The organism is Phormidium tenue FACHB-1052, assembly GCF_014696675.1.
GTDB lineage: Bacteria > Cyanobacteriota > Cyanobacteriia > Phormidesmidales > Phormidesmidaceae > Nodosilinea > Nodosilinea tenuis_A.
Map to the genome: position 1 here is coordinate 171,586 of NZ_JACJQN010000012.1, position 21,662 is coordinate 193,247.

The window sequence follows — 21,662 nt, forward strand, 5'->3', positions numbered from 1 at the left end:
GGCCAGCAGTCTTAGGGTTTGAGGGATGACGTTTAGGGTTGCCCCTCAAACCCAGGGCGCAGGCGATCGCAGTCCAGGCGGCGGGCAGCGGGCCTGACTTGTCGCTAGACCGTGTAGTCAAACAAAGCATCGAGGTAGATGCGGTTGACGTCGCGATCGCATTTACTATCCTGCATTAAAAACAGGGATAGGGCCGCGCAGAAGACGCGGTGCTGATTCCAGGCGGGGTTGCCATCTAGGTAGACCTGAAGCGCGTTGTAGAGGTCTTCGGGCACTTCGGCCATCAGGCTAACCTTGGGAGTGCTCATGTTAAGGGTCATAGGGCGCTGCCTTCATAAGGGGACATGAACTGTAGCGATCGCGGCGGGACGCAACCCAGCCAACCGGCGTTGAAGCCAGCTGTGGGGATAGGCGGCTATAAAGCCACCCATAGTAGCCAGGCAGGAAAAACTCAACGCCTGCCAATACAACATTCTGTTTGGTAAAAGAACATAGGAACCAACCTGAGCTAACTCTGCCCAGGGCAAAACTGGAGTGCTATAGGTCAACCTGGAGAAACCCAGAGGTCGGCCTTTCGGGCCGGGGAGCGCGGTACTCGGCTCTGCCAGTCGCATCATTTTGCCGAACTCCTCGGATACTGTCAATCTTGCCTTATGGGCCTGTTTGAGCTAGTGCCCCTAGGGTACCCACGATAGAGTGGGAGTTCTGGCGATCCCCAGGCGGCGACAGGTGGGCAGGCACCAGACTAGGCGATCGCCGCTGGCGAAGATACCGTTTTCCCCAGGGCAGCTCAAGCCTATGTTCCAATGTAGAACTCTGGGGAAAACCTGGGGAAAAGTCGGCTAAGCCTGGGGAAAGCCTGGGGAAAATTCCCGCAGAATATTTTTTTTTGTAACTTTTTAGCGGCATGCCTATTGACAATAACCTGAGGCACTGCTCTAGCCGACGATTCGGCCCTTTGGGCGATATTAATCCTTTGTATCAATTGCGCGACGGGCGGGCACCGCGCCATCAAGGGCCAGGGGAGAGGGGGCCACAGGGGGCCAGCGCACGTCCCATAAGGCCCAGCTGGCGGACAGCAGCAGCAGCCCAATCACCAGGGTGCGCCAGGGCAGGACGCTGCCAGGGCTAGACCAGCTCAGGCGGGGGCTGCCCTCGCCTGCGACAAACTGGCGCAGTTGCTCGTTTAGGGCCGCCGCCGACAGCGGTGTACGCACCTCTGGCAGCGTGATCTGATGATTTGCTCCCAGCAGCGTTAGCCGGTGACAAAAGCGCACGCCGCCGTGGGGATTGTTGTCGCACAGCTCTGAAGCTATGGCTACATCGTCGAGCAAAAAGCTTTGGCTCAGCAGCCAGGCCCAGGGGGGCGGCAGGGTGGCTCGGCAGTAGACTTGACTGGGAGCGGCGCGATCGCACACCACAGCGCTAGGGGCGGGCCAACTCGCGCCCCACAGCCCTAGCAGCAGCAGGCAGAGCACCACCACCACCGGTATCTGCCGTAGTCTCAATCTCCAGTTGCCCATTGTGGTTTTTTCCTGCACCCTAGTTTAGGGCTTGTCTGTACCCCTTTATTTCATCCTGACATAGGGTCAGCCGCCCGCCCCTTGCGCCCACGGCCAGATTAGGGCATGCTCAGCCATAGTTTGGGGCAAAATCCCCGATCGCACTATCCTTTAGCGCAGATACACCATGGGCAAGCACATCGTCATCACCGGAGTAAGCCAGGGGCTGGGTCGAGCTATGGTCGATGGCTTTGTCGCGGCGGGCCATCGGGTATCGGGCTGTGCTCGCCGGGCCGAGGCCATCGCTGAGCTGACGACGCAGTACCCTGCCCCCCATCACTTCACGGCAGTCGATATTCGCGACGACGCAGCGGTAGCCGCCTGGGTTGGGGATGCGATCGCCGCCAATGGCCTGCCCGACCTAGTGATCAACAATGCGGGTCTGGTCAACCATCCAGCCCCGTTGTGGAGCGTGCCCGCCGCCGAGTTTGAGGCGGTGATTGCGGTCAACCTCAACGGCACCGTCAATGTCATTCGCCACTTTGCGCCGCCCATGGTCGAGCAGCGATCGGGCATTTTCGTCAACTTCAGCTCCGGCTGGGGGCGCTCGACCTCGCCAGAGTTTGCCCCCTACTGCGCCACCAAGTGGGGAGTAGAAGGGCTGACCCAGGCTTTCTCGCAGGAGCTACCTGAGGGTATGGCGGCAGTAGCCCTCAACCCCGGCATCATTCACACCGCCATGCTCGAAACCTGCTACGGCGACGATGCCGCTACTTATACCCCCATTACCACCTGGGTCAAGGCAGCGGTGCCCTACATCCTCAGCCTTCAGCCCTCGGACAATGGGCGCGCGTTGACGGTGCCTTAGGGGAGTGGGGGAGTAGGGGGGTGAAAAGATTTGGCCCTGCCCGGATTTTCTCTGCCTCGCTCACTGTCTCGGCTCACTCGCTTTCACAGCGGCCCAGGCTGACCTGGCGGGCCAAACCTGCTTGCCGATGGGTCTTAGGCTTCAGCGCTTCATCGACAACTTGAAGTAGTTCGTCAACGGTGTAGGGCTTGGGTAGAAAACTTTGAGTTTCGAGCACAGAAGAGGTCGGCTCAGCATTGGGATGCGGCAGGCCGCTGACCGCAATTATCTGCACCTGAGGATTGAGTTTGTGCAGAATTCGGCAGGTGGTAGCCCCGTCTAAAGCGGGCATCATTAAGTCCATGATCACCAGGCGAATGTCGGATTGATGTTGAACGTAGAGGGCGATCGCATCGAGACCATCACAGGCCGTTACAACACGATAGTTGTAGGCCTCTAGGGTGGCTTTAGTCACCTCCCGAATGGGGGCTTCATCATCGACGACCAAAATCAGCTCTTGATTGCCGATCCAGACTTCAGCAGGACTCTGCGCTGGGGGGTCAGCAGCCATCACCGCCGGCAGGAAAATTTTGAACTCAGTGCCTTGATTGGGCAGGCTGGAGACGGTAATAAAGCCGTGATGGCTCTTCACAATTCCTAGCACGGTTGACAGACCCAACCCGGTACCTTTGCCAATTTCTTTAGACGTGAAGAACGGTTCAAAAATGCGATCGAGCAGCTCAGGCGCAATACCGCAGCCGCGATCGGCAACGGTAATGGCAACATAGTTTCCGCTTTTAGCATCCAGATTGGTGCGGGTGTAAGCTTCGTCTAAGGTCAGGTTTTCTGCCGCGATTTTCAGGGTTCCCCCCTGGGGCATGGCATCGCGGGCATTAACGCATAAATTCATCAGCACTTGGTGAAGTTGGGTGGCGTTGCCCACAACGGGCCACAGATCCCTACAGATATCTACCCGCAGCTCAATAGATTTAGGAAACGTGCCGCGAATAATCTGTTGAATTTCGCGAATTAAATGTCCCGATTGCAAAATCGTATTTTTGCCTTCACCTCCCCGAGCAAAGGACAACACCTGCTTGATAATATCGCCACCGCGTCGAGCATTGATCTCTAAAAGCTGGAGCAGTTCTAGGCTGCGTTCATCCTGATGGAATGCCTCCATCTGTAGGAGTTGAGAGGTGGCTAAAACGGGAGTTAAAATGTTGTTGAGATCGTGGGCAATGCCGCTGGCCAAGGTGCCGATACTCTCTAGGCGCTGGGCGCGAAAAAACTGTGCCTCTAGCTGTTTTTTGCTAGTAATGTCGGTGCTAACCACCAGAATGAATTGGGGTTGACCGTCATCATCGCGCACCAGAGTCCATCGACTTTCAACGATGATGGCTTGCCCGGTTTTAGTAACTTGATTGAGTTCTCCGTGCCACTCATGATCGAGCATGAGCTGCTGCTGAACCTGCTGTATTTGCACCAGATTATCGTCAGCATAGAGCAGCTCGGTGGTTTTTTGCCCCAGGGCCTCTGCCGCCGTCCACCCGTACAGCCGCTCAGCACCCCGACTCCAAAACAAAATCTGGTTTTGTGGGTCGCGAACGAGAATAGCGTCGGTGGCAATATCGAGCAGCGCCGCTTGCTCGCGGATTTTTTGCTCTGCCCGTTTGCGTTCAATAGCATAGCGAATGGAGCGCACCAGCAGCTCGCCAGTGATCTGGCCTTTGACTAGGTAATCTTGGGCTCCGGCCTGCACAGCGTTAAGCGCTAAGGTTTCGTCATTGAGACCGGTGGTGACGATGATCGGGGTCTTGCGCTCCTGCTGGTGCAGCTGGGTGAAGGTGGCAAACCCTTGACTGTCGGGCAAAAAAAGGTCTAGCAGCACAACGTCAAAGGTAGTCTGCTTGAGATACTGCATGCCCTGACTTAAGCTGTCGGCGTAGTCGAGCTGAATGGCAACCGAAGTCACCTCCCGCAGCAGCTCTTGCATCAGCCGTCGATCGCCGGGGTTATCCTCAATCAGCAAAACGTGGATGGGGGCTTGGGAAACCATGGGTCACTCCGACGGCAGTTCAACGGCAGACAACCAGAAGTCTTCAATGGACTTGATGCTTCGACTAAACTGCTCCAGATCGATGGGTTTGGTGATATAGCAGTTGGCGTGGAGGTCGTAGGCGCGATTGATATCGTCCTCGGCCTGGGAGCTGGTAAAGACAATCACCGGAATGTGCCTGAGCACAGCACTGGTTTTAATTATCCTCAGCACATCTAAGCCGCAGCGGCGGGGTAGGTTTAGATCCAGCAGCACCAGGTTGGGATGGGGCGCATGGCGGTAGGGAGCCATGTGGTTCAAAAATGCGATCGCCTTCTCACCGTCATCCACCACGCTCAGGTGATTGCGAATCGAGCCTTCCTTCAGCACTTCCTGCATCAGCCGGATATCGCCGGGGTTATCTTCCACGAGCAAAATTTCGATGGGATGTACCACGCTTCTGGACGGCACCATCATGTCATGCCTCCCTGGGAAATGGTGAAGTAGAAGGTTGATCCTTGGTTCAACTCAGCCTCCACCCAAATTTTACCGCCGTGCCGCTCCACGATTTTTTTGCACACCGCCAGCCCAATGCCCGTGCCTGGATAGTGAGTGCGGTTATTGAGCCGTTGAAAGATGACAAAGATCTGGTCAGCGTACTGGGGGTCGAGGCCAATGCCATTATCCTGGACGGAAAACAGCCAGGCATCTTCCATTTGGCTGACCGCAATCGCAATGCGAACGGGAGCCTCACCGCGAAACTTAATCCCATTGCCGATCAGATTTTGGAATAGCTGGATTAGCTGGGTGGGGTCAGCCTGGAGCTGGGGTAAGTCTGGGTAGGTGACGACGGCTCCACTTTCGTCGATCGCGAGCTTGAGATTGGCGATCGCCTGCTCAACGGCAGCAGTGCAGCTAGTGAGTTCAAAGGCGTGCCCCCGAGTGCCAATACGCGAATAGGTCAGCAGGTCGTTGATCAGGGTGCGCATCCGCAGGGCCCCATCGACGGCAAACTGAATAAAGTCGTCGGCGTCGGCGTCAAGCTGGCCTTTGTAGCGGCGCTCCAGCAGTTGTAGGTAGCTGGTGACCATGCGCAGCGGCTCTTGCAGATCGTGGGAGGCAATGTAGGCAAACTGCTGGAGTTCAGCGTTGGAGCGGGCTAGCTCTTGGCGCTGGAGGGTCTCCTGTTCTAGGAGCTGGGCCTGGGTGAGGGCGATCGCAATTTGGTCGGCAAGCTGCTGGAGCAACTCGGTTTCAAAAACCGTCCACTGTCGGGGGCCAGCACATTGGTGAGCAATCAGCAGGCCCCACAGGTCGCCCTGGGCGAGAATAGGCACCACCAGCTTGGCCTGCACCGCCAACTGCCGCAAAAAATCGACCAGGCAGGGCGCGACGTGATCTTGGGCCACATCGACTAAGCTGCGGATCCGCCCCCGGCGGTACAGTTCCTTAGATTCGATCGGGAACACCTCTTGGGGAAACACCATGCCGAGAACCTGGGGAAAACCGGGCTGCACCGCCTCAGCCACGCCGCTGCCGGTGCCATCGGGCCAGAGGCGATAGATCAGCACTCGGTCGGCCTGGAGAATGGTTTTAACCTCGGTGACCGCCGTTTGCAGAATGTCGTCGATCTGCAAGGACTGGCGAATCTTGAGGGTGACATCGGCGAATAGGTGCGATCGCTGATTTTGGCGCTGCAGGGCGGCCTCGGCCTCGGTGCGCTCCTGCACTTCGCGCTCTAGCTGCATGTTTTGGGCTTGCAGCAGTTGAGTCAGGCTCTGGAGGCGCAGGTGGGTCTTCACCCGGGCCAGCACCTCTTCGTACTGTAACGGTTTGGTGATGAAATCCACTGCCCCCAGGGCCAAACCTTTTACCTTGTCCGTGGTTTCCGTCAGGGCAGTCAGAAAGATGACCGGAATGGCGGCGGTGGTTTCCTGCTGCTTTAGGCGACGACAGGTTTCAAAGCCATCCATACCCGGCATCAAAATGTCGAGCAAAATTAAGTCTGGATCGGCGTACTGGGCCTTTTCCAGGGCGCTTTCGCCATCCTCAGCAAACAGGACTTTGAACCCGGCATTGTTCAAAAAATCGAACAGCACATCTAGGTTGGTCGGGGTGTCATCCACTACAAGAATGGTGGCGGTTTTGGCGGTGTCCTCGCTCATGCCGGTGGTTGGTAGCGTTTAATCAGGTCGATGGCCTGTCTTCCCTTATAGCTTAGGGCTAACTGCTTGAGCTGAGTGGTAAACGGAGCCCACTGCTGCTGCTGCTGTTCAATGCGCTCGGCATAGGCCACGACGCCTTTGAGATCTCCCATCAGAGCGAGGTTGAGCAGGGTGTCGAGTTCAGACTCGGGGGGAATAGCGGTGGGGGAGAGGGGGGAAGAGGGGAACTGGGTTAGAGCAGCGGGCAGGGTGGGGGGTAGGGGGTGGGGGGTGGGGTCGTATAACCATTCCAGACCCAGGTGGAGCTGGAGCTTTGCCAGCAGGGCCGGTTCATGGATGGGCTTGGGCAGAAAATCGTCGCAGCAGGCTAGCTGGCTCTGGCGATAGTCAAATTCCATCACGCTGGCGGAAATGGCGATCACAACAACGGATTGCAACGCCGGAATTTGTTTTAACCGACGGGTCATTTCAAACCCATCGATCAGCGGCATCACCAGGTCGACCAGTACGACATCGGGCTGGTGCTGCACCGCCTGGGCCAGCCCCTCCTGGCCATTGGCCGCCTCCAGCAGATGAAAGCCGAGGGGGGCCAAAAAGTCGATGATCACGGCTCGGTTATAGTCCTTGTCGTCTACCACCAAGACGGTGCGGCGATCGCCCCCATAGCCGACGATCACCTGCCCGGTGGTCAGGCTGGTCGTCTCGCCCGGCTGAGAGGCCGCCAGGTCGAGATCGAACCAGAACCGGCTGCCCTGACCCAGGTCGCTGCTGACGCAGATGTCGCTGTCCATCAGCTGCACCAGCTGACGACTAATCGCTAGCCCCAACCCTGTGCCGTCGGTGTGTCGCCCCGACTCGGGCGTGCGGTGAAACGGGTCGAAGATCTGCGCCAATTGTTCAGGGGCAATGCCCATGCCCGTATCGACAATTTCAAAGCGAATCAGGTTAGCGGTAGAGGGCGCGGCATGGGCTGCTTCCTGGCGATCGGCCTCCACATCTCCTCCCCTATCGCCCTTGGGGAACCAAGCCTGGAGAGGGCCGACCTTAAGCGAGACCTGCCCCGCCTCAGTAAACTTGACGGCGTTGCCCAATAAGTTCAGCAGCACCTGCTGAAGCCGCTTTTCATCGGCATAGACGTACTCGGGCAAGGGCGCGATCGCCTCGTAGGTCAACAAAATCTGCTTCTGGTTGGCGCGAACCCGGCAGATTTCTACCAGGTTTTCGAGAAAACGGGGCAGGTGAAAAGTCTCCGGGTGCAATTCCATTCTGCGCGCTTCGATTTTCGACAGATCGAGCACATCGTTGATCAGCGTCAGCAGGTACTCACCGCAGCGATGAATGACATCGATGCCCTGCCGCTGCGGCTCGGTGAGGGTCTGGTGCTTTTTGAGCACCTGGCTATAGCCCAAAATACCGTTCAGGGGGGTGCGCAGCTCATGGCTCATGTTGGCGAGAAACTCACTCTTGGCTCTGTTAGCGACCATGGCTGCCGCTTCGGCCCGCTGCCGCTCCTGAATCTCCTGCTGCAACAGGACGTTCTTGTCCCGCAGTTCTAGGGTGCGATCGCCCACCTTAGCTTCCAAGGTGCGGTTGGCCTCCTCCAGATCGGCGTAGAGGCGGGCATTTTCAATCGAAATGGCGGCTTGGGCCGCCAGCAGCTGCAAGACCTCCAGCCGATCTGGAGTGAAGGCACCGGGGGTGAGGTTGTTCTCCAGGTACAGCAGCCCCGTCAGCTTCCCCTGGTGCAGAAGCGGGGCACAGAGAACGGATTTGGGTTGCTGAGCCAGGATGTAGGGATCGGTGGCAAACAGGTCTTCGGCGGTGGCATCGCTGAGCACCAGGGCGGTCTGGGTTCTGGCGACATAGTTGACCACCGACAGCGGTAGGGGTAACGGAGCGCTACTGTCTCGATCGCTCCCGAGTCCGGCCTCACCCTGCTGCACGGCCACCCGGTCATCATCCCCCGTTCCCGAAACGTCACCCGAGACTTGGCCCGAGGCGGCGATCGCCAACTGTCCATCAGTATCCAGCAGTAAAGCTCCTTGCTCCGCCCCGGCATTTTCCAGGACAATCTGCATCAGTTTGGTGAGCAGATCGCTCAGCACGATTTCCCCGGACAGGGCTTGGGAGGCCTTGATGACGGTGGCAAGATCAAAGCCTTTGAGCCCGCTCGTAGATACCGAACTGCTGGTAAGCGAGGCGGTCGTCGGGCCGGGCTCTTGCCTGGATGTTTGGGTGCCCAGGGCGGGATGCTGGGCCTTGAGCGCCTGAGCCTTGGCGATCGCACCCCAGCGCAGGTAGCCGTAGTAGGCCTCGGCCCGGTAGACCTGGGCCACTTTGTCGCGGCCCTGAGCCTGGTAAAATTCGGCAGCTCGCTCGTTGGCGATCGCCTCCTCTTGCACATAGCCCTGCTCTCGGGCACCGGCGATGGCGCGATCGTAGTGCTCCATCGCCAGCCAGGGCTGACCCAGCAGGCGGGCCTGCTCCGCCTCCACCAGATCCAGCTTGTGCTGAAAATTCATCGGCGCATACTGGGCCGATCGCCGCAGGGCCGCCTGGTTCTGCTCAACGCGGCTGAGCACGCTGTCGAGCGGCAGTTCTCCCGCCGCGACCAGAGCTAGCCTAGCCAGCGAATCGTAGAACTGGAACACCGGCACGACTAAAAATCCCTTCACCCCATCTAGATACTGTTCAGCCAGGCCCGCGTCCTCTAGAGCCTGGTCATAGTAACCAAACAGGTAGCTGAGGATGAGTTTGTTGAGGTAGAAGTAGTGCAGGCCGGTGCGATCGTTACCGGCCTTGAGCAGGGGCAGGGCTACCGCCTCCTGGTAAGCATCGCCCTGAAGGTGGCTCGGGTGCTCCGGCGAGTCCATCAAATTCAGCACCGATTGCTGCACAATTTGGTTCCAGCCCAGGGCGTTGTCCTGCTTGAGCTGGGCCAGGGTGGTGCTAATCGTCGCCATCTCAGCCGCAAGTTTGGGCAGTTCTTGACCCATCAAGTAGGCATGGTGGCAGCGCTGAATCGCCGCATAGCCGCCATATTCTAGCTGGCCGTTTTCGAGACCGCTTTGGTAACCCTCCCACAGCAGCGTCAGGGTTTCGCGCACGTGGATCTTGCCGTGCAGGGTGCAGGCCCCACCGATAAAGCTAACGCTGGCTTTTAGATCCACCGCGTTAAACTTTTCGACCACCTGGAGGGCGAGCTGGCCAAACCGATAGGCCGCTTCACTGTCTTGCAAAATGCCGTTGAGAATCACCCCGTAGCACACGTAGCTGTAGGCGGCAAAGGGCGAATTACCATAGCGCAGGGAGAGATTGATCTGCTCGCAGATCACCAGCGGAAACAGCATCGGTGCGGCCTGATAACAGGGCGAGCCCAGGCTCGTAAGCATGCGAATGGTGGCGAGTTTCTCGGCGTCGCTAATGGGAGGGAGGTTGAGCAGGTCAGCGGTGCTTTTGCCCTCCAGATGACCTGCGGTTTGGGCCAGCACCCGCTGAATGTCGTCTAGGGTGGGCGATGCCGTCAGGCTCACCCCCAGCCGTTCCAGCGCCTGCAACCCCAGGTGTACCGCTTCTAGCTGTTTTACCTGGGCCATACAGGCCTGAATTTTGACCTCGTAGACGGTCATGGTGTCCAGGGGCGATCGCCCCTGACGCAACACGATCGCCGCCCAGGCCTCCATCTGGTCAAAGCCACCGTTCAGGTAGGCCGCCTCAACGGCGGCATTGTGCAGGGCCAGGGTGAGGTCATACTGCTGCTGCCAACTGGTGTCTGGTAACAGCTCCAGGCCCAAGCTCAGGTAGCGCAGGGCCGAGTCGTAGGCGGCAGCGGCTTTGGCCTTTTGGCCCGCCACCCGGTTGATCTCAGCGATTTGGTAGGCTTCGGCCTCCGAGGCCAGCAAACCGACGCCGTAGTTGAGCTGATTGGCGATCGCAAAAATGTTGTCATTGCGCTCTGCCGCCGGAATATTTTGCAGCAGCAGTTGACCAATTTTGAGATGGGTTGACTGCCGTTGCGCCTCTGGAATTAACGAGTAAGCGGCCTGCTGCACCCGGTCGTGCAGAAACCGGTAGACAATCTGAGCGATGGTTTTTTCTGCCGCTTGCTCAGCCAACCCTTCATCAGGAGTTTTGTCTAAATCCAGCACCAGGGGAATTTTGTAGGCCTGGGTGAGGGGCATCACAAATTCCGCTTGTAGGGCTTCCCACAGATCGACAGCCGTTTCTGTTTGAGAGGCTTCGTTCACGATCGCCAGCATATCCAGGGAAAATTTATCCCCAATGCAGGCCGCCAACTTTAACACCTGCTGGGTCTTGGCAGAGAGTTTCTGGATCTGATTCACCATCAGTTCCACCACGTTCTCCGTTATGTCAACGCTCTGCAACACCGCTTCATCCCAGCACCACTGGCCCTGGTCAAAATCGAACCAAAGCAGCCCGTCCTGGTGCAGCGATTTCAAAATCTGGGTGACAAAGAAGGGGTTGCCCTGGGTTTTCTTAAAGATCAGCTGGGCCAGAGATTGGGCTTGAGCTGCGTCAGTGTGGAGCGTATCGGCCACCAGCTGATTGACCTCGGGCTGCTCCAGCGGTTGCAGCACAAGATTGCGCACCGTGGCCCCAGCGGCTTGCATCTGCTCCAGGGTGTGCATTAAGGGGTGGGCTAAGCTCACCTCGTTGTCGCGGTAGGCACCCAGCAGCAGCAAATACTGGCTCTCCGGATTCGTCACCAGCAGCTCGATCAGCTTTAGGGAAGGCAGGTCGGCCCACTGCAAGTCATCCAAAAAAATGACCAGTGGATGCTCCGGCTGGCTAAACACCCCAATGAACTGCTGGAAAACCCGATTAAACCGATTTTGCGCTTCCGAGGCCCCCAGTTGGGGCACCGCCGGCTGAGGCCCGATGATCCGCTCAACCTCCGGAATCACCTCCACCACGATCTGGCCATTCGCACCCAGCGCCGCCAGCAGCTTGGCTTTCCACTGGGCGACCCGGTCGTCACTTTCGGTCAGCAACTGCCGCATCAGTTCTTGAAAGGCCTGGGTCAGCGATGCGTAGGGGCTATTGCGCTTGAACTGGTCAAACTTACCGGCAATAAAATATCCCCGCTGCCGAGCAATGGGCTTATGAACTTCCTGCACCAGAGAGGTTTTGCCAATCCCCGAATATCCGCTCACCAGCATCAGTTCCGCCGCTCCGGCACTGACTTGCTCAAACGCGGCCAGCAGGGTGGACACTTCGTTTTCCCGACCGTAGAGAGTTTGGGGAGTAAGAAACTGGCTAAAACAGTCGAGTTGACCAATGGGGAAAGGGGCGATGGTGCCCGACTCCCGCAGTTGTTGCTGACAGCGCACCAAGTCGGCCTTTAGCCCCAGCGCACTCTGGTAGCGGTCTTCTGCTGTTTTCTCCAGCAGTTTCATCACCAGATCGGCCAGAGCGGTGGGCAGTTCGGGACGGAGTTGGTCGGGGGCAGCGGGGGTTTTGGCGATGTGGCAATGCACCAGCTCCAGCGGGTCACTGGTCGGAAAGGGCAGCTGCCCAGTCAGCATTTCGTAGAAGGTCACCCCCAGGGAGTAAAAATCGGCGCGATAGTCGATCGTCCGATTCATGCGCCCGGTTTGTTCCGGCGAGAGATAGGCTAAGGTTCCTTCGAGCAGTGTGGGACGGCTCGCGGTTGGGTTTTCTCGAGACAGGCGCGAGGCAATGTCAAAGTCAATCAGTTTGACCTGTCCACTGGCCGGGTGAATCAGGATGTTGCGAGGGTTGATGTCTTTGTGAACAATCTGGCTCTGGTGTAGTGTCGCCAGCGCAGCGGTGAGCTGGAGGGCAATGGCAAGAAATTCATTGCTGCTCAGCAGACGTTGCTCTAGGTAGTCGCTTAACGCAATGCCGCCAAAGTCTTCTAGCACCAGCGCGAGCCCATTTTGGTAGGGCTCTAGCGCCAGCGCCTTGATAATCTCTGGGCTATCTAAGCCATCGAGGATGCTGAACTCGTGCTTAAGACGCGTGATCTCTTCCAGCGAGGGATAGTCTGCCTTGAGCAGCTTGACCACCACCGGCTGCTCGCCCGACTGGGTCACCCCAGCATAGACCCGGGTGCGCGCTCCCTCATGGATGGCCCGTTGGAGGGTATAGCCTGCAATATCCTGCAAAACCGTTGAAGAGTCCTTAGCGATCGCTCCAAAAATGCCGCTGCCGATGGGTGCGAATGGTTACGCACTCAGCACCAAAATCTTCTATATCTCTCCAGATTGGACGGACAGTGCTCTTGGCTCGATCCTTTGACAAAAGCGCTTGGCGATCATGGTATCACCGGAACAAGGGGAGCCACAGAAAGGAAAGCAACCTACACATTCTGCTTCAAAACGCCTGCCTGGACTCAAACTCAATGGGCGCTCTATTGATAATCACTGGTGTGACAGTAGTCAAAGATGATCTCCTCCTCCTCACAGGCACCGATGCTCACCCAGCTAATCGAGCCGTCTTCCCAGTGGTAGAACAACCCCTGTTGCTAAGTGTGCTCAAGCTAGTACCGCTGCGCAGAGTTCAAAATGCAAAATTCAACGTGAAAAATCTCTAGGGGTAGAGGTGTTTCAAGCCTTCTGAACAGTAGGGTGATTTCTGCCTCAGCGTACTAGCCCTTTAAGAAAACTGGCTACAGCGTCAGGTTTCCAGAGGATTGAGGCGGGGCGATCGCACCACCAGAACTAGGGCCATCGGATAAAGCGCCATCCTCTGCTGGAATTTCGCTTAAGACTTCCTCAAGCACCTGAATGGCTCCACCAATGCGGAGCAGCGTTTGCTGTAGCTCGGCTCGCTTGGTATCTAATTCTACTAGCATTTTTTGCCCTGTCTCAAATTCAGTTTTGAGGGCTTGAAGGCGCTGTTGAAGTTTATCTTTCATGGGAGTTTTTCCTGGAAGGTTGGTGGGCACTGCCCACTTTGCGGATTTGAGAGGTGCTAATTTTGGATTTGAGTTGGTGAACTTCTGCTTGTAGATTTGTCAGAATCTTATACATTTCTTGGGTTGCAGAAACATGAAGCATGGACAGCGCTTCGTAGTCTACTACATGAAAATCATCAACCTCTCGGCCATAGACAAAGATTTTTCCAAAATGGCTGACTGGCACTTTAAAGCTATCTAAAGTTACAGCTTCTACCGTACAGATGACCGATTCTCTCTCCTCCCAGAGTAGTTTGACTCGCTCACCAACCTGCAGACCATGCTTAGATAGGCTAACCCAGGATTCCTTTATAAAAGCAATTTGAAATATGTCGGGGACGACATCAGCAAGCTTATTAACGGCCTGAGGATAAACGTCAAAAACTTGCTGACCAATGATTTTCTTTGCAAATTTTTCATTGAAAGCAATTTTATCTTTATAACTATAATCAACCACTTTCAATTTAAGTAGAGTTTGTAAATCAGTCCTAGCATTGCTAGGTCTTATATTGTCTTTTATCCTTACATCTGAAAAAGCGTAAAATCCAGAAGCTGCAATTCCATCGCTAGCGTAAAGCGAGTACTGGGTAAGTTCTGGCCTAACTCTATATGGATTCCCACCTTGGTGATGATAGTTAGCTCCTTTGTCAATTGTGTAGAATACCTCTCCCCTAATTTCAACCAGCCCTTTATTAGGTGTATTAGTTCCAATACCAACCCTGCCATCACTTCTAAGAGTCATTACCGTATTGTGAGTATTGAAGCTACCATCGGTAAGATTAATATCTAATTGAGTTTGCGAGTCAGAACTTGTTCCTGTCAAATATCTGCCCAAGGCAAAGGAGGCTTTATTAGCATAAGACTCACCACTAACTCCCTCCCTAACTAAGTGTAAGATATCTCGTGTGTCCCTTCTTGTATTGCCACCGTTGTGAACGGCTTCAAAAAGAGTCAGAGGGCAGGCTCCAAAACTAAAAGAACCAACATTTTGAGCAACTGAATTAATAGAAACATTGCCTTGTCCATTAACAACTAGCCCACCTGTATTACTAGCAGAACCTCTAAGATAAACTTGGCTATTGACTGTAAGATCACCTGCTAACCTACTTGTTCCTGTAGCCAGCAGTGGGCCATTAAAGGTAGCACTACTGCGGGTAGATAATGGGCCTTCTAGAATTGTCGATCCATATACCCAAAGCGTATTACCATAGCCCGTCATCTGAATCGAGTTATTAACTATTAAATTTCCATTAAAAGTACTGGAGCCAGTGACAGTTAGCAAGCCACCTACTGAAGCATTTCCAGTTGCTAATGTACTAACAGATGTATTCGTGGCAGCTAGGGTACCAACAGAAGTGTTTCCAGCAGTTAGGGTACCGCCGATAGCAGCATTACCACCCACTTGTAGAGCGCTTGTGATTCCAGTTAAAGAAACCGAATTATTGACGGTTACACTTTCCCTAAAGATACTGGTACCTTTAACTAGTAATGTACCGTCTAGGGTCGTATCGCCATCAACAGTTAGGTTGTTATCTCCTGGGTCAGAATCGCCGCCAACATGTACGCCACCATTGATGGCTAGGGCTGCGCTAGGGGTCATAGTGCCAATGCCGGTTTTGCCGTCACTTTGTACTGTTAGCCGCCAAGCACCTCCAGCATAAAACCCAACTTTATTGGCACCATGACCGCCAATAAACCTATTTGATGTTACCCAAAGGCCGCCGTTTTCGTTGTCAGATTTTAGGCATCCGTTAACTGTAAGATCGGCCTCAACACCGTCTTGACCAACCATGCTTAGGCCACCGTTGAGAATGGCTAGGGGTAAATTCCCACTGTTACTAGATCTCAAGGTTAGTGCTGTTACAGCACCAGGAGTGGGCAGGCGCAGGCCGGCATATTGGCGGACGCTAAAATCAAGGTTGGTGCTAATGTTTTGGTTGGTTACGGTGAATTTGGCCAGAGCAATAGCGGCGTAGCGCTCATGGTTAGGATTAAGAACCTGCTGGTTGAAGTCACTTAATGTAGTTTTGGCTAACTCAATGCGAGGCATTTCGCTAGTGCGTGTCTCGGTGCCTTTGTCGCCTTGAGGAGCAGTGGCTTCTTCTCGATACTGAATAAAGAGTATCCAGTCGCCCTGGGGGGTAGGAGGCACTGTAATTTGCGTGACAGGACTATCGCTGAGCAACACGATCGATCTGCCTTCAATGTCAAAGGCAGTGCCCGCCGAAACACTAAACCGGACATCTGCGATGGAGGTCTTCCCCTGATTGATGGCCGAGGCTTCTTTCCAATTCAAACCTTCAGCAATGCCTGAAATATGGAGCAGGCGATGGTGTCGCTGCTGGCGATCGCGGTGGTAAGCCTGCTCATCGCTGAAGTCGGTGTCTTCTAGATATTGCCCCTCAAAATAGCGGGGGCGTTGAGTCGGGTCGTAAGCCATGGTGATGTTCTGGAGAGGGGGGGAAACTGGGTGAATAAACTGGGGTTTAGGGGTTGGCGTTCAGGCTGGGTTCATCGGTGCCCAAGAAGGTATTGCCAGTGTCATTGAGTCTCCCTCCCTGAGGATCTTTCTCTGGAAATTGCAGGCCAGGAGCCAGGGTAAAGGACTGGGGGGTAGCTACGGTGCCGTTGGGATAGGTGACTGTCAGGGTGCCTTGAATGCGATCGCGGCTGAGGTTGACGAGGCCCACCTCCCAATTCAGCCCCGATTCGCTGACCGTCGCCGCTGCACCTAAGGGGCCTGAACCTCGCTGTTGCGCCATGACCCGCTGCCCCTGGCGTAGCTTCAGCGATAGCCGAGTCGCCCTAGCCGCACGAGGTGATGCGTCACCTCGACTGACTTGAAGGTTATCTACCCGAGCGGCGAGCGTCCCCGTTCCGGCTACAGCACCCAGAGCGTACACCTGCCCAGGAATTTGCATGGTGCGCACCAAAACTTTGAGTGCGTAGAAGGTGTGGGCGGGCTTCTCTTGATCGATGATGGCCGTGGCAATACGCGACTGCCGCCAGTAAAGCTCAGGGTCGGGGGTGGGCAGCTGAATAGAGACCTGAAAATAGTGGGGAATCTGGTCAAATTCATCGTCGATCTGCACCTTTTGGGCCGATTGCTTAAACCCGGCACTCTCTAGATATAAGGCCAAGATGGTTTGCAGCGCTGCTTTAGTGCCGCGAAGGCGGTAGAGCGGCACAATCTGCCCAATAAATTGGCGGCGGGTGCTTTCTTCCCAGTCGTCGCGCAGGGTTAGCCCGACCCACCCGGCCAGCCAGGGCAAAAACTCCTGCGGGGTGCGATTACAGTCTACGTAGGTGTGGGCCAAGGCAATCAATTGCTCTAAACCCGGCAGATCGTTTAGTGTTTTTAAGTCCGACAGATCGTTTTGATCAATAGAAATGATGCCTGGGCAACCGTCGCTGGCGTTAGCCGAGTGCAGCCCGCTGAGCACCTGCTCAAAGGCCAGCAAAAACCGGCCTAAAAAGGCGTCTTCCTGCAAGAGGGCTGGCAGGTACGCCAGATAGCTGCTGGTCTGTGGGGTTGGTTTAACGTCGATGCTGCCATCGGCCATGACCCAATTGCTCCATGGTAAAAAAGTGCTCTGGCCGTACGGCAGCGGCCACCAGTTCATAGTCCTCCAGCCGCAACCCGATCAGAGAAGCATCGTCCTGAGACCGAATTTCGCGCGCGCTAACTAACTGTTCAACGGTTGCCCCAGCGGCACAATCTCGGATGAGTGGCTGTTGCAAAATGAGGCGATCGCTGGTGGGACGATCAGCCAGGGTGTAATAGTCTGGCCGTCGATCGCCCTCGCGAACGCAGATGGTCTTACCTGCCGAAAAGCCGCTGCTACTGCTAATACTCAGTTCTTTGATGGTTTGAGCGCCACTTCTAGTTTCAGTGAGGCTTCTGGTGGTTACCTCGGCATCGGCGGGGATGAGCGTAATGCCCTCTACAAAATCGACCCCCGACACCCCGTCCAGCAGTTGATAGAGTTCGGAGACGTAGATCGGCTGCCCAAAAGGGTAGCCCTGCCCTTGCCAATAGGCCCCAGACCGCAGGGGATGAAAAAATTGCCCAACGGCGTCGGTGGCGTTTTGTCTCACCTGCTCGGGCCGGGCTCCCGATTGAAGATACAGCCAGGCTCTCAAGCCGACCTCGACATAGGTAGGGCCAACCACATGGTGACGAGCTGTAAGCAGGCGACGGGGTTCTAGCCATTGAGTCAGGGCGGCGGTGAGGGCAGGAGAAGGCTCAGGGGTGAAGGGGATCGCACTGGCAGCCGGGTCGGGCAGATCGGGGATGACTACTAAGCTGATGTGGGCCGGAGCCGCTAGGTTGGGCGTGTTGCTGAGGTTTTTGCGCGGCACACACTGCACCCGCTTGACTGGCTCAAGGGGATTTTCCTGAGCTTGGGCAGCGGCGGCTTGGGGCCAGTCTTCTAAAATCAGGTTGACAAAGTCGGTGGGGCTCACGGCCCGGTAGCGCTGGCGCAGGTGCAAAACCGTGTCGCGCACGGCGGTTTGCAAGTCACCGCTAGGTAGGAGCCCCATTGGCGGACTGTCTTGCAGGTCAGTTTTTTCTGGATTGTTGTCGGGAACGGTGCCTGAGCCGTTGAGCAACTGCAAAAATACCCTGAGGGTGTCGTCGGGAACACGGTTGGCCCGGTAGAGGGTGGTTTCGGTCAGCCAGCAGAGCAGTTCTAGCAGAATAATGCCGGTGTCGCTGGGGTTGTGATCGGTCCAGCCGGGGTACTCGATGGGAATTTGCGATCGCAGTTCTTCCACCAAATCGGCGTAGGTGCGGTCATCTAGATTTGGCAGAGGAATCGTCATAGCTGAGCAGGCTTCTAAAAGACAATATGCACGGTATGAGTGCCTGAAAACACCAGAAATGAGCTGGTTGGACTTTCCAGCAGTTGCGCACGATCGAACAGGTCAACGGCTTGGTTAGCGGAGTTGAGCCAGCTACCAGAGAGCGATCGCACATGGTCTACCCCCGGCACCGCTTCAATTAGCGCGTAGAGATCAGAGCGGTGAGGTAGGCGACCAAAGGCCCAGCCCTCGCCCTTTATGCCGCCAGTCAGGGGGTGCAAAAACTCGGCAATGCGTCGCAGTACGGCACTGCGAGTCGCATCGGCGGTAGCTAGATTCTGGGGCGCAATGTCAGCTGCGATCGACACCTGCACCCAGTCTGGCCCGGCCACAGTGAGATCCACAGTGGGCAGGCAGCGAGCCAATAGGTAAGCTTTCACCCGCTCTAGTAAAGCCAGGCTAGGCACGGGCTGGGCATCAACGCTGTGGGGCACAATCACCACCACTGTTTGACCAGACCCCAGGTAGCCGCCTTGGGTCTGGCCCATCGTTCGGTGTTGCTCAGTCGGTGCTTCATTAGGGCTCAGCCATTTAATCGTGCGGGCTTCTCCGGCTGCGCCAACGGTCGAAAAAGTGGGGGTAATGATCCTGGCCCGCACCACATCGGGCGAAGCGGCAAAGGCTAAATCTTCAAAATCCTGGGCGGTGACCGCCAAGCCGCGATGCCGCAGTTGTTTGGGGCCACGCTCCTGCACCTGGGAGAGCAATTCAGCGTCGGCCCCCCCGCCAGCAGGCTCCAGGTTGAGCACCTGATCGATGGCGGGAATGGTGGTTTTGAGCTGGGTGATGACCAGAGCGGGCTGGTCGCCGTGCTCGCCGCCGCCGGTACGGTAGCTGAGGCGCAAATTGTTGCGCCCCAGGGGCGGAACTCGCCCGCTCAAACCATCGCCAAAGCGCACCTGCCCAGACAAATAGTCCATTACGTAGTGACGATCTTGAGGTTCAGAGCCGTAGAAATCGGGCACCGCTTGCCAGGTCACCCAAACCCTTTCTAGCTGTCCGGCCTGATTCTTTTGAATGTCTATGGCCGCCTCTCCCGCTTGACGCCGAAGCTGCGCCTGCTCGGTCTCGGGAGGTAGAGTCGCTTCGCCCACCTGTAGCCGCTGGCCGTCTAATACCGGGGTTTGGCTGGTGAAAAAGCTTTGGTTTGGGTTGCCGGTGCTCGATCCCAATTCTTCGTCGATTTGAGTTTGCGCCTGGCTAGCCCAAACCGTGTTCAACAGCCACCGTCGCAGTCGGGGCAGCACTGCAAACTGCCCCCGCTCCCAACGCACCCGCAGCCAGTAATACGCTTGGCCAAACTCTTGGGTTTCGGCGTGGTCTGGCGGGCCAATAAACTGAACCACCCCCCGCTCGGTAAAGGTATGGGTGCCATCCCGTACCCCCAGCGGCTGCCAGCCCTGGGCCGAGGCATATTCCCAGACCAAGTGGGCGGGTTGGGGGGGGATATCCCCCTGGCGCTGAGACCAGGTAATAGTGTCAGGGGGAGGCAGCTCAACCTGGGCATAGAGGCTAATGGGCCGGTTGCTGAAGGGGCGATCGAACCCCAGGTATAGCGTGGGATGGCGATCGCTGGATGGCGTAAAGGGGTTGAAGCTACTCGCACCCTCTAAGGGAAAAGGGTTAACAAAGCGGAAGTCGTTATAGGTGCGGCAGTGCTCAACGGGCTGATTGGTTTGAATATAGCTGTAGCCCAGGCTGACGGATTCAATCAGCGGGGGGCTGCCCCTGGGCACGGCGGGGGGCTGACGCAGCACCACCGAATTTTCGGCATAGCCGTCGCCCAGGGCGGTGCCCAGGCTTAAGGTGCTCTCTGAACTCCCAGCCGTTCCAGTCGCTGCGGCAGCTACAGCAGTGAGCGTTACCACTTGCATCGGGGCACCGCCGCCGCCAATCTGAATCGTGTCTCCGGCTCGAAATCCTCGGCCATCGCGAACCTGGAGTGACGATGCCCCAGCTGCGGCATCCTGCGCCAGGGTGGTGTAAACCGGGGTGGGGGGCAAGGTGGGCTGGGTGCCGTAGTCACCGGTTAGAAGGCGCGATCGCAGTTCGTAAAGATTGCGATCCTGGCTCAGCTCACGGGGCAGGGTAAATTGGATTCTACCGCTGCGGGTCAGAGCCTGGGTGTCATCCTGAAGGGCCTGCTGCGGGTCGAGCTTGGCACTGGCACGGCTCGATCGCCCCAGCGCAACCCATTGGCTACCGTCCCAGATTTCCCATATGAGCTCCACTGAAATGGCAGGGTGGATGAGCGCCGCCCTGAGATTGACCTGCATATAGACCGTTGCTCCAGGCTGCCCCAAGGCTCGCTGGCTGCCAATGCGAAAGGTGTCGTTGAGCCGGGGTTGCTCCCCCAGGGGATAGATGGGTTTGCTCAAATCTAGCGGAGCGTCGTTGCTCCAGCAGGCATCGGGGGCAAAGCCGGTGCCCTCAGTAGCCTGCAAGCCGGCCTGACCTGCGACGGTAGCGGTAATGGCGGTGATCGTGGGCAGGGAGGGAGAAGAAGAACGAGGGGAGAGGAGAGGAGTATTGAGCTGCGCCTTCAACCAGGTGGCTTTGAGCCCAGCAACCAGGCAGGGCTGAATGGCAGGTAGTCTGGGCAGTCTGATCTCCCATTCATTCGCATCGGCCTGGGCGGAGGCGAGTTGCCACTGTTCCCCTGACCAGTAGCTCCAGGTGAGCGGCAAGGCTAGCAAGGATGGAGTTCCTGCTGCTGTTACAAAGGAAAGTTTGATCGTTTTTTCTCCTGAACCTGAAAAGAGGCGATCGGCGGCCAGATAGAGACTGTGCTCTAGAGACTGATCGGCCTCGAACAGAGAAAAGAAGTCGCCTACTTGCCCCAGGGCGATCGCCGTGCAGTTGTGGTAAGCGTCTTCCCTAGGCTGCTTTACCCAGACTGCTTGCAGCTGAGCCGGGGTCACCACCAGATCTTGCTCAGTTTCAAATACCACTTCAGGGGCCGTTTCGGTAGCGGGGGCAGCAACCTGGGTGAGCGCAGGCACAAAGGCATCGGTTGTGCTGCCAGGGGCCAGGGTAAAGGTGAGGGGCACCCGCGCTGGCTGAGGCGGGCGCAGTTGAGTGCCGATTAAATCTAAATAGTGGAGAAAGTACTTGTCGGGAATGCGGTTGAGGCGATCGTGGGTGAGCAGAGCCAGCCGCCCAAACAGGCGAATCATCGCCCGTCCGGCATCCACGTCGGTGCCCGCCGGGGGCCGCCAGCCCGTCAGACTTTGGGCCAGCGCCTCGGTTTGGGCCACAAGGTCGGCGTAGGTGCGGTGGTCAATTTTAGGAGGTGGCAAAGACATAG

Annotated in this window: 12 protein-coding genes; 1 reads left to right on the forward strand and 11 read right to left on the reverse strand. The window is 56.7% G+C overall.

The genetic code is table 11. The annotated features are described in order from the left end of the window. Nucleotides 1–104: 104 nt before the first annotated feature. Nucleotides 105–320, reverse strand: a complete 216-nt coding sequence (locus H6G07_RS17095) for a DUF2811 domain-containing protein (protein WP_084173292.1) — start codon at nucleotides 318–320, stop codon at nucleotides 105–107. 648 nt (nucleotides 321–968) lie between these two features. Then, nucleotides 969–1,523, reverse strand: a complete 555-nt coding sequence (locus H6G07_RS17100) for a hypothetical protein (protein WP_139297089.1) — start codon at nucleotides 1,521–1,523, stop codon at nucleotides 969–971. A gap of 166 nt (nucleotides 1,524–1,689) precedes the next feature. Between H6G07_RS17100 and H6G07_RS17105 the strand changes: the two genes are divergently transcribed. Further along, entirely contained in the window at nucleotides 1,690–2,370 is a 681-nt protein-coding gene (locus H6G07_RS17105) for an SDR family oxidoreductase (protein WP_073609374.1), read from the forward strand. Nucleotides 2,371–2,443: 73 nt separating this feature from the next. Here H6G07_RS17105 and H6G07_RS17110 read toward each other — a convergent pair whose 3' ends face one another. The 9 genes from H6G07_RS17110 to H6G07_RS17150 form a co-directional block, all read right to left on the reverse strand. Next, a complete protein-coding gene (locus H6G07_RS17110; protein WP_073609373.1) occupies nucleotides 2,444–4,405 on the reverse strand; it encodes a hybrid sensor histidine kinase/response regulator in 1,962 nt (653 codons plus the stop codon). Nucleotides 4,406–4,408: 3 nt separating this feature from the next. Then, nucleotides 4,409–4,861: a response regulator gene (locus H6G07_RS17115; protein ID WP_242026845.1), complete on the reverse strand. Its 453-nt coding sequence runs from the start codon at nucleotides 4,859–4,861 to the stop codon at nucleotides 4,409–4,411. Beyond that, nucleotides 4,858–6,549, reverse strand: a complete 1,692-nt coding sequence (locus H6G07_RS17120) for a response regulator (RefSeq protein ID WP_073609372.1) — start codon at nucleotides 6,547–6,549, stop codon at nucleotides 4,858–4,860. Before H6G07_RS17120 ends, H6G07_RS17115 begins: the two co-directional genes overlap by 4 nt. Further along, nucleotides 6,546–12,698, reverse strand: a complete 6,153-nt coding sequence (locus H6G07_RS17125; protein WP_190740736.1) for a hybrid sensor histidine kinase/response regulator — start codon at nucleotides 12,696–12,698, stop codon at nucleotides 6,546–6,548. The genes H6G07_RS17120 and H6G07_RS17125 overlap by 4 nt, the downstream gene beginning before the upstream one ends. A 503-nt stretch (nucleotides 12,699–13,201) precedes the next feature. Beyond that, nucleotides 13,202–13,450, reverse strand: a complete 249-nt coding sequence (locus H6G07_RS17130) for a hypothetical protein (RefSeq protein WP_073611236.1) — start codon at nucleotides 13,448–13,450, stop codon at nucleotides 13,202–13,204. Next, complete coding sequence (locus H6G07_RS17135; RefSeq protein WP_073611235.1) at nucleotides 13,440–15,929, reverse strand: tail fiber domain-containing protein; 2,490 nt, start codon at nucleotides 15,927–15,929, stop codon at nucleotides 13,440–13,442. Before H6G07_RS17135 ends, H6G07_RS17130 begins: the two co-directional genes overlap by 11 nt. 46 nt (nucleotides 15,930–15,975) lie before the next feature. Then, nucleotides 15,976–17,052 (reverse strand): phage tail protein, encoded by a 1,077-nt coding sequence (locus tag H6G07_RS17140; protein WP_073611234.1) that lies wholly within the window; start codon nucleotides 17,050–17,052, stop codon nucleotides 15,976–15,978. After that, nucleotides 17,027–18,316 (reverse strand): baseplate J/gp47 family protein, encoded by a 1,290-nt coding sequence (locus tag H6G07_RS17145; protein ID WP_073611233.1) that lies wholly within the window; start codon nucleotides 18,314–18,316, stop codon nucleotides 17,027–17,029. Before H6G07_RS17145 ends, H6G07_RS17140 begins: the two co-directional genes overlap by 26 nt. Nucleotides 18,317–18,330: 14 nt before the next feature. Beyond that, nucleotides 18,331–21,660 carry a putative baseplate assembly protein gene (locus H6G07_RS17150; protein WP_073611232.1) on the reverse strand — a complete coding sequence of 1,110 codons (3,330 nt, stop codon included), beginning with the start codon at nucleotides 21,658–21,660 and terminating at the stop codon, nucleotides 18,331–18,333. Nucleotides 21,661–21,662: the final 2 nt, after the last annotated feature.

Bases quoted from the DNA above. Each gene is read 5' to 3' on its own strand.
- H6G07_RS17095 (WP_084173292.1), bottom strand. From the start codon at position 320: ATGACCCTTAACATGAGCACTCCCAAGGTTAGCCTGATGGCCGAAGTG.
- H6G07_RS17100 (WP_139297089.1), bottom strand. From the start codon at position 1,523: ATGGGCAACTGGAGATTGAGACTACGGCAGATACCGGTGGTGGTGGTG.
- H6G07_RS17105 (WP_073609374.1), top strand. From the start codon at position 1,690: ATGGGCAAGCACATCGTCATCACCGGAGTAAGCCAGGGGCTGGGTCGA.
- H6G07_RS17110 (WP_073609373.1), bottom strand. From the start codon at position 4,405: ATGGTTTCCCAAGCCCCCATCCACGTTTTGCTGATTGAGGATAACCCC.
- H6G07_RS17115 (WP_242026845.1), bottom strand. From the start codon at position 4,861: ATGATGGTGCCGTCCAGAAGCGTGGTACATCCCATCGAAATTTTGCTC.
- H6G07_RS17120 (WP_073609372.1), bottom strand. From the start codon at position 6,549: ATGAGCGAGGACACCGCCAAAACCGCCACCATTCTTGTAGTGGATGAC.
- H6G07_RS17130 (WP_073611236.1), bottom strand. From the start codon at position 13,450: ATGAAAGATAAACTTCAACAGCGCCTTCAAGCCCTCAAAACTGAATTT.
- H6G07_RS17135 (WP_073611235.1), bottom strand. From the start codon at position 15,929: ATGGCTTACGACCCGACTCAACGCCCCCGCTATTTTGAGGGGCAATAT.
- H6G07_RS17140 (WP_073611234.1), bottom strand. From the start codon at position 17,052: ATGGCCGATGGCAGCATCGACGTTAAACCAACCCCACAGACCAGCAGC.
- H6G07_RS17145 (WP_073611233.1), bottom strand. From the start codon at position 18,316: ATGACGATTCCTCTGCCAAATCTAGATGACCGCACCTACGCCGATTTG.
- H6G07_RS17150 (WP_073611232.1), bottom strand. From the start codon at position 21,660: ATGTCTTTGCCACCTCCTAAAATTGACCACCGCACCTACGCCGACCTT.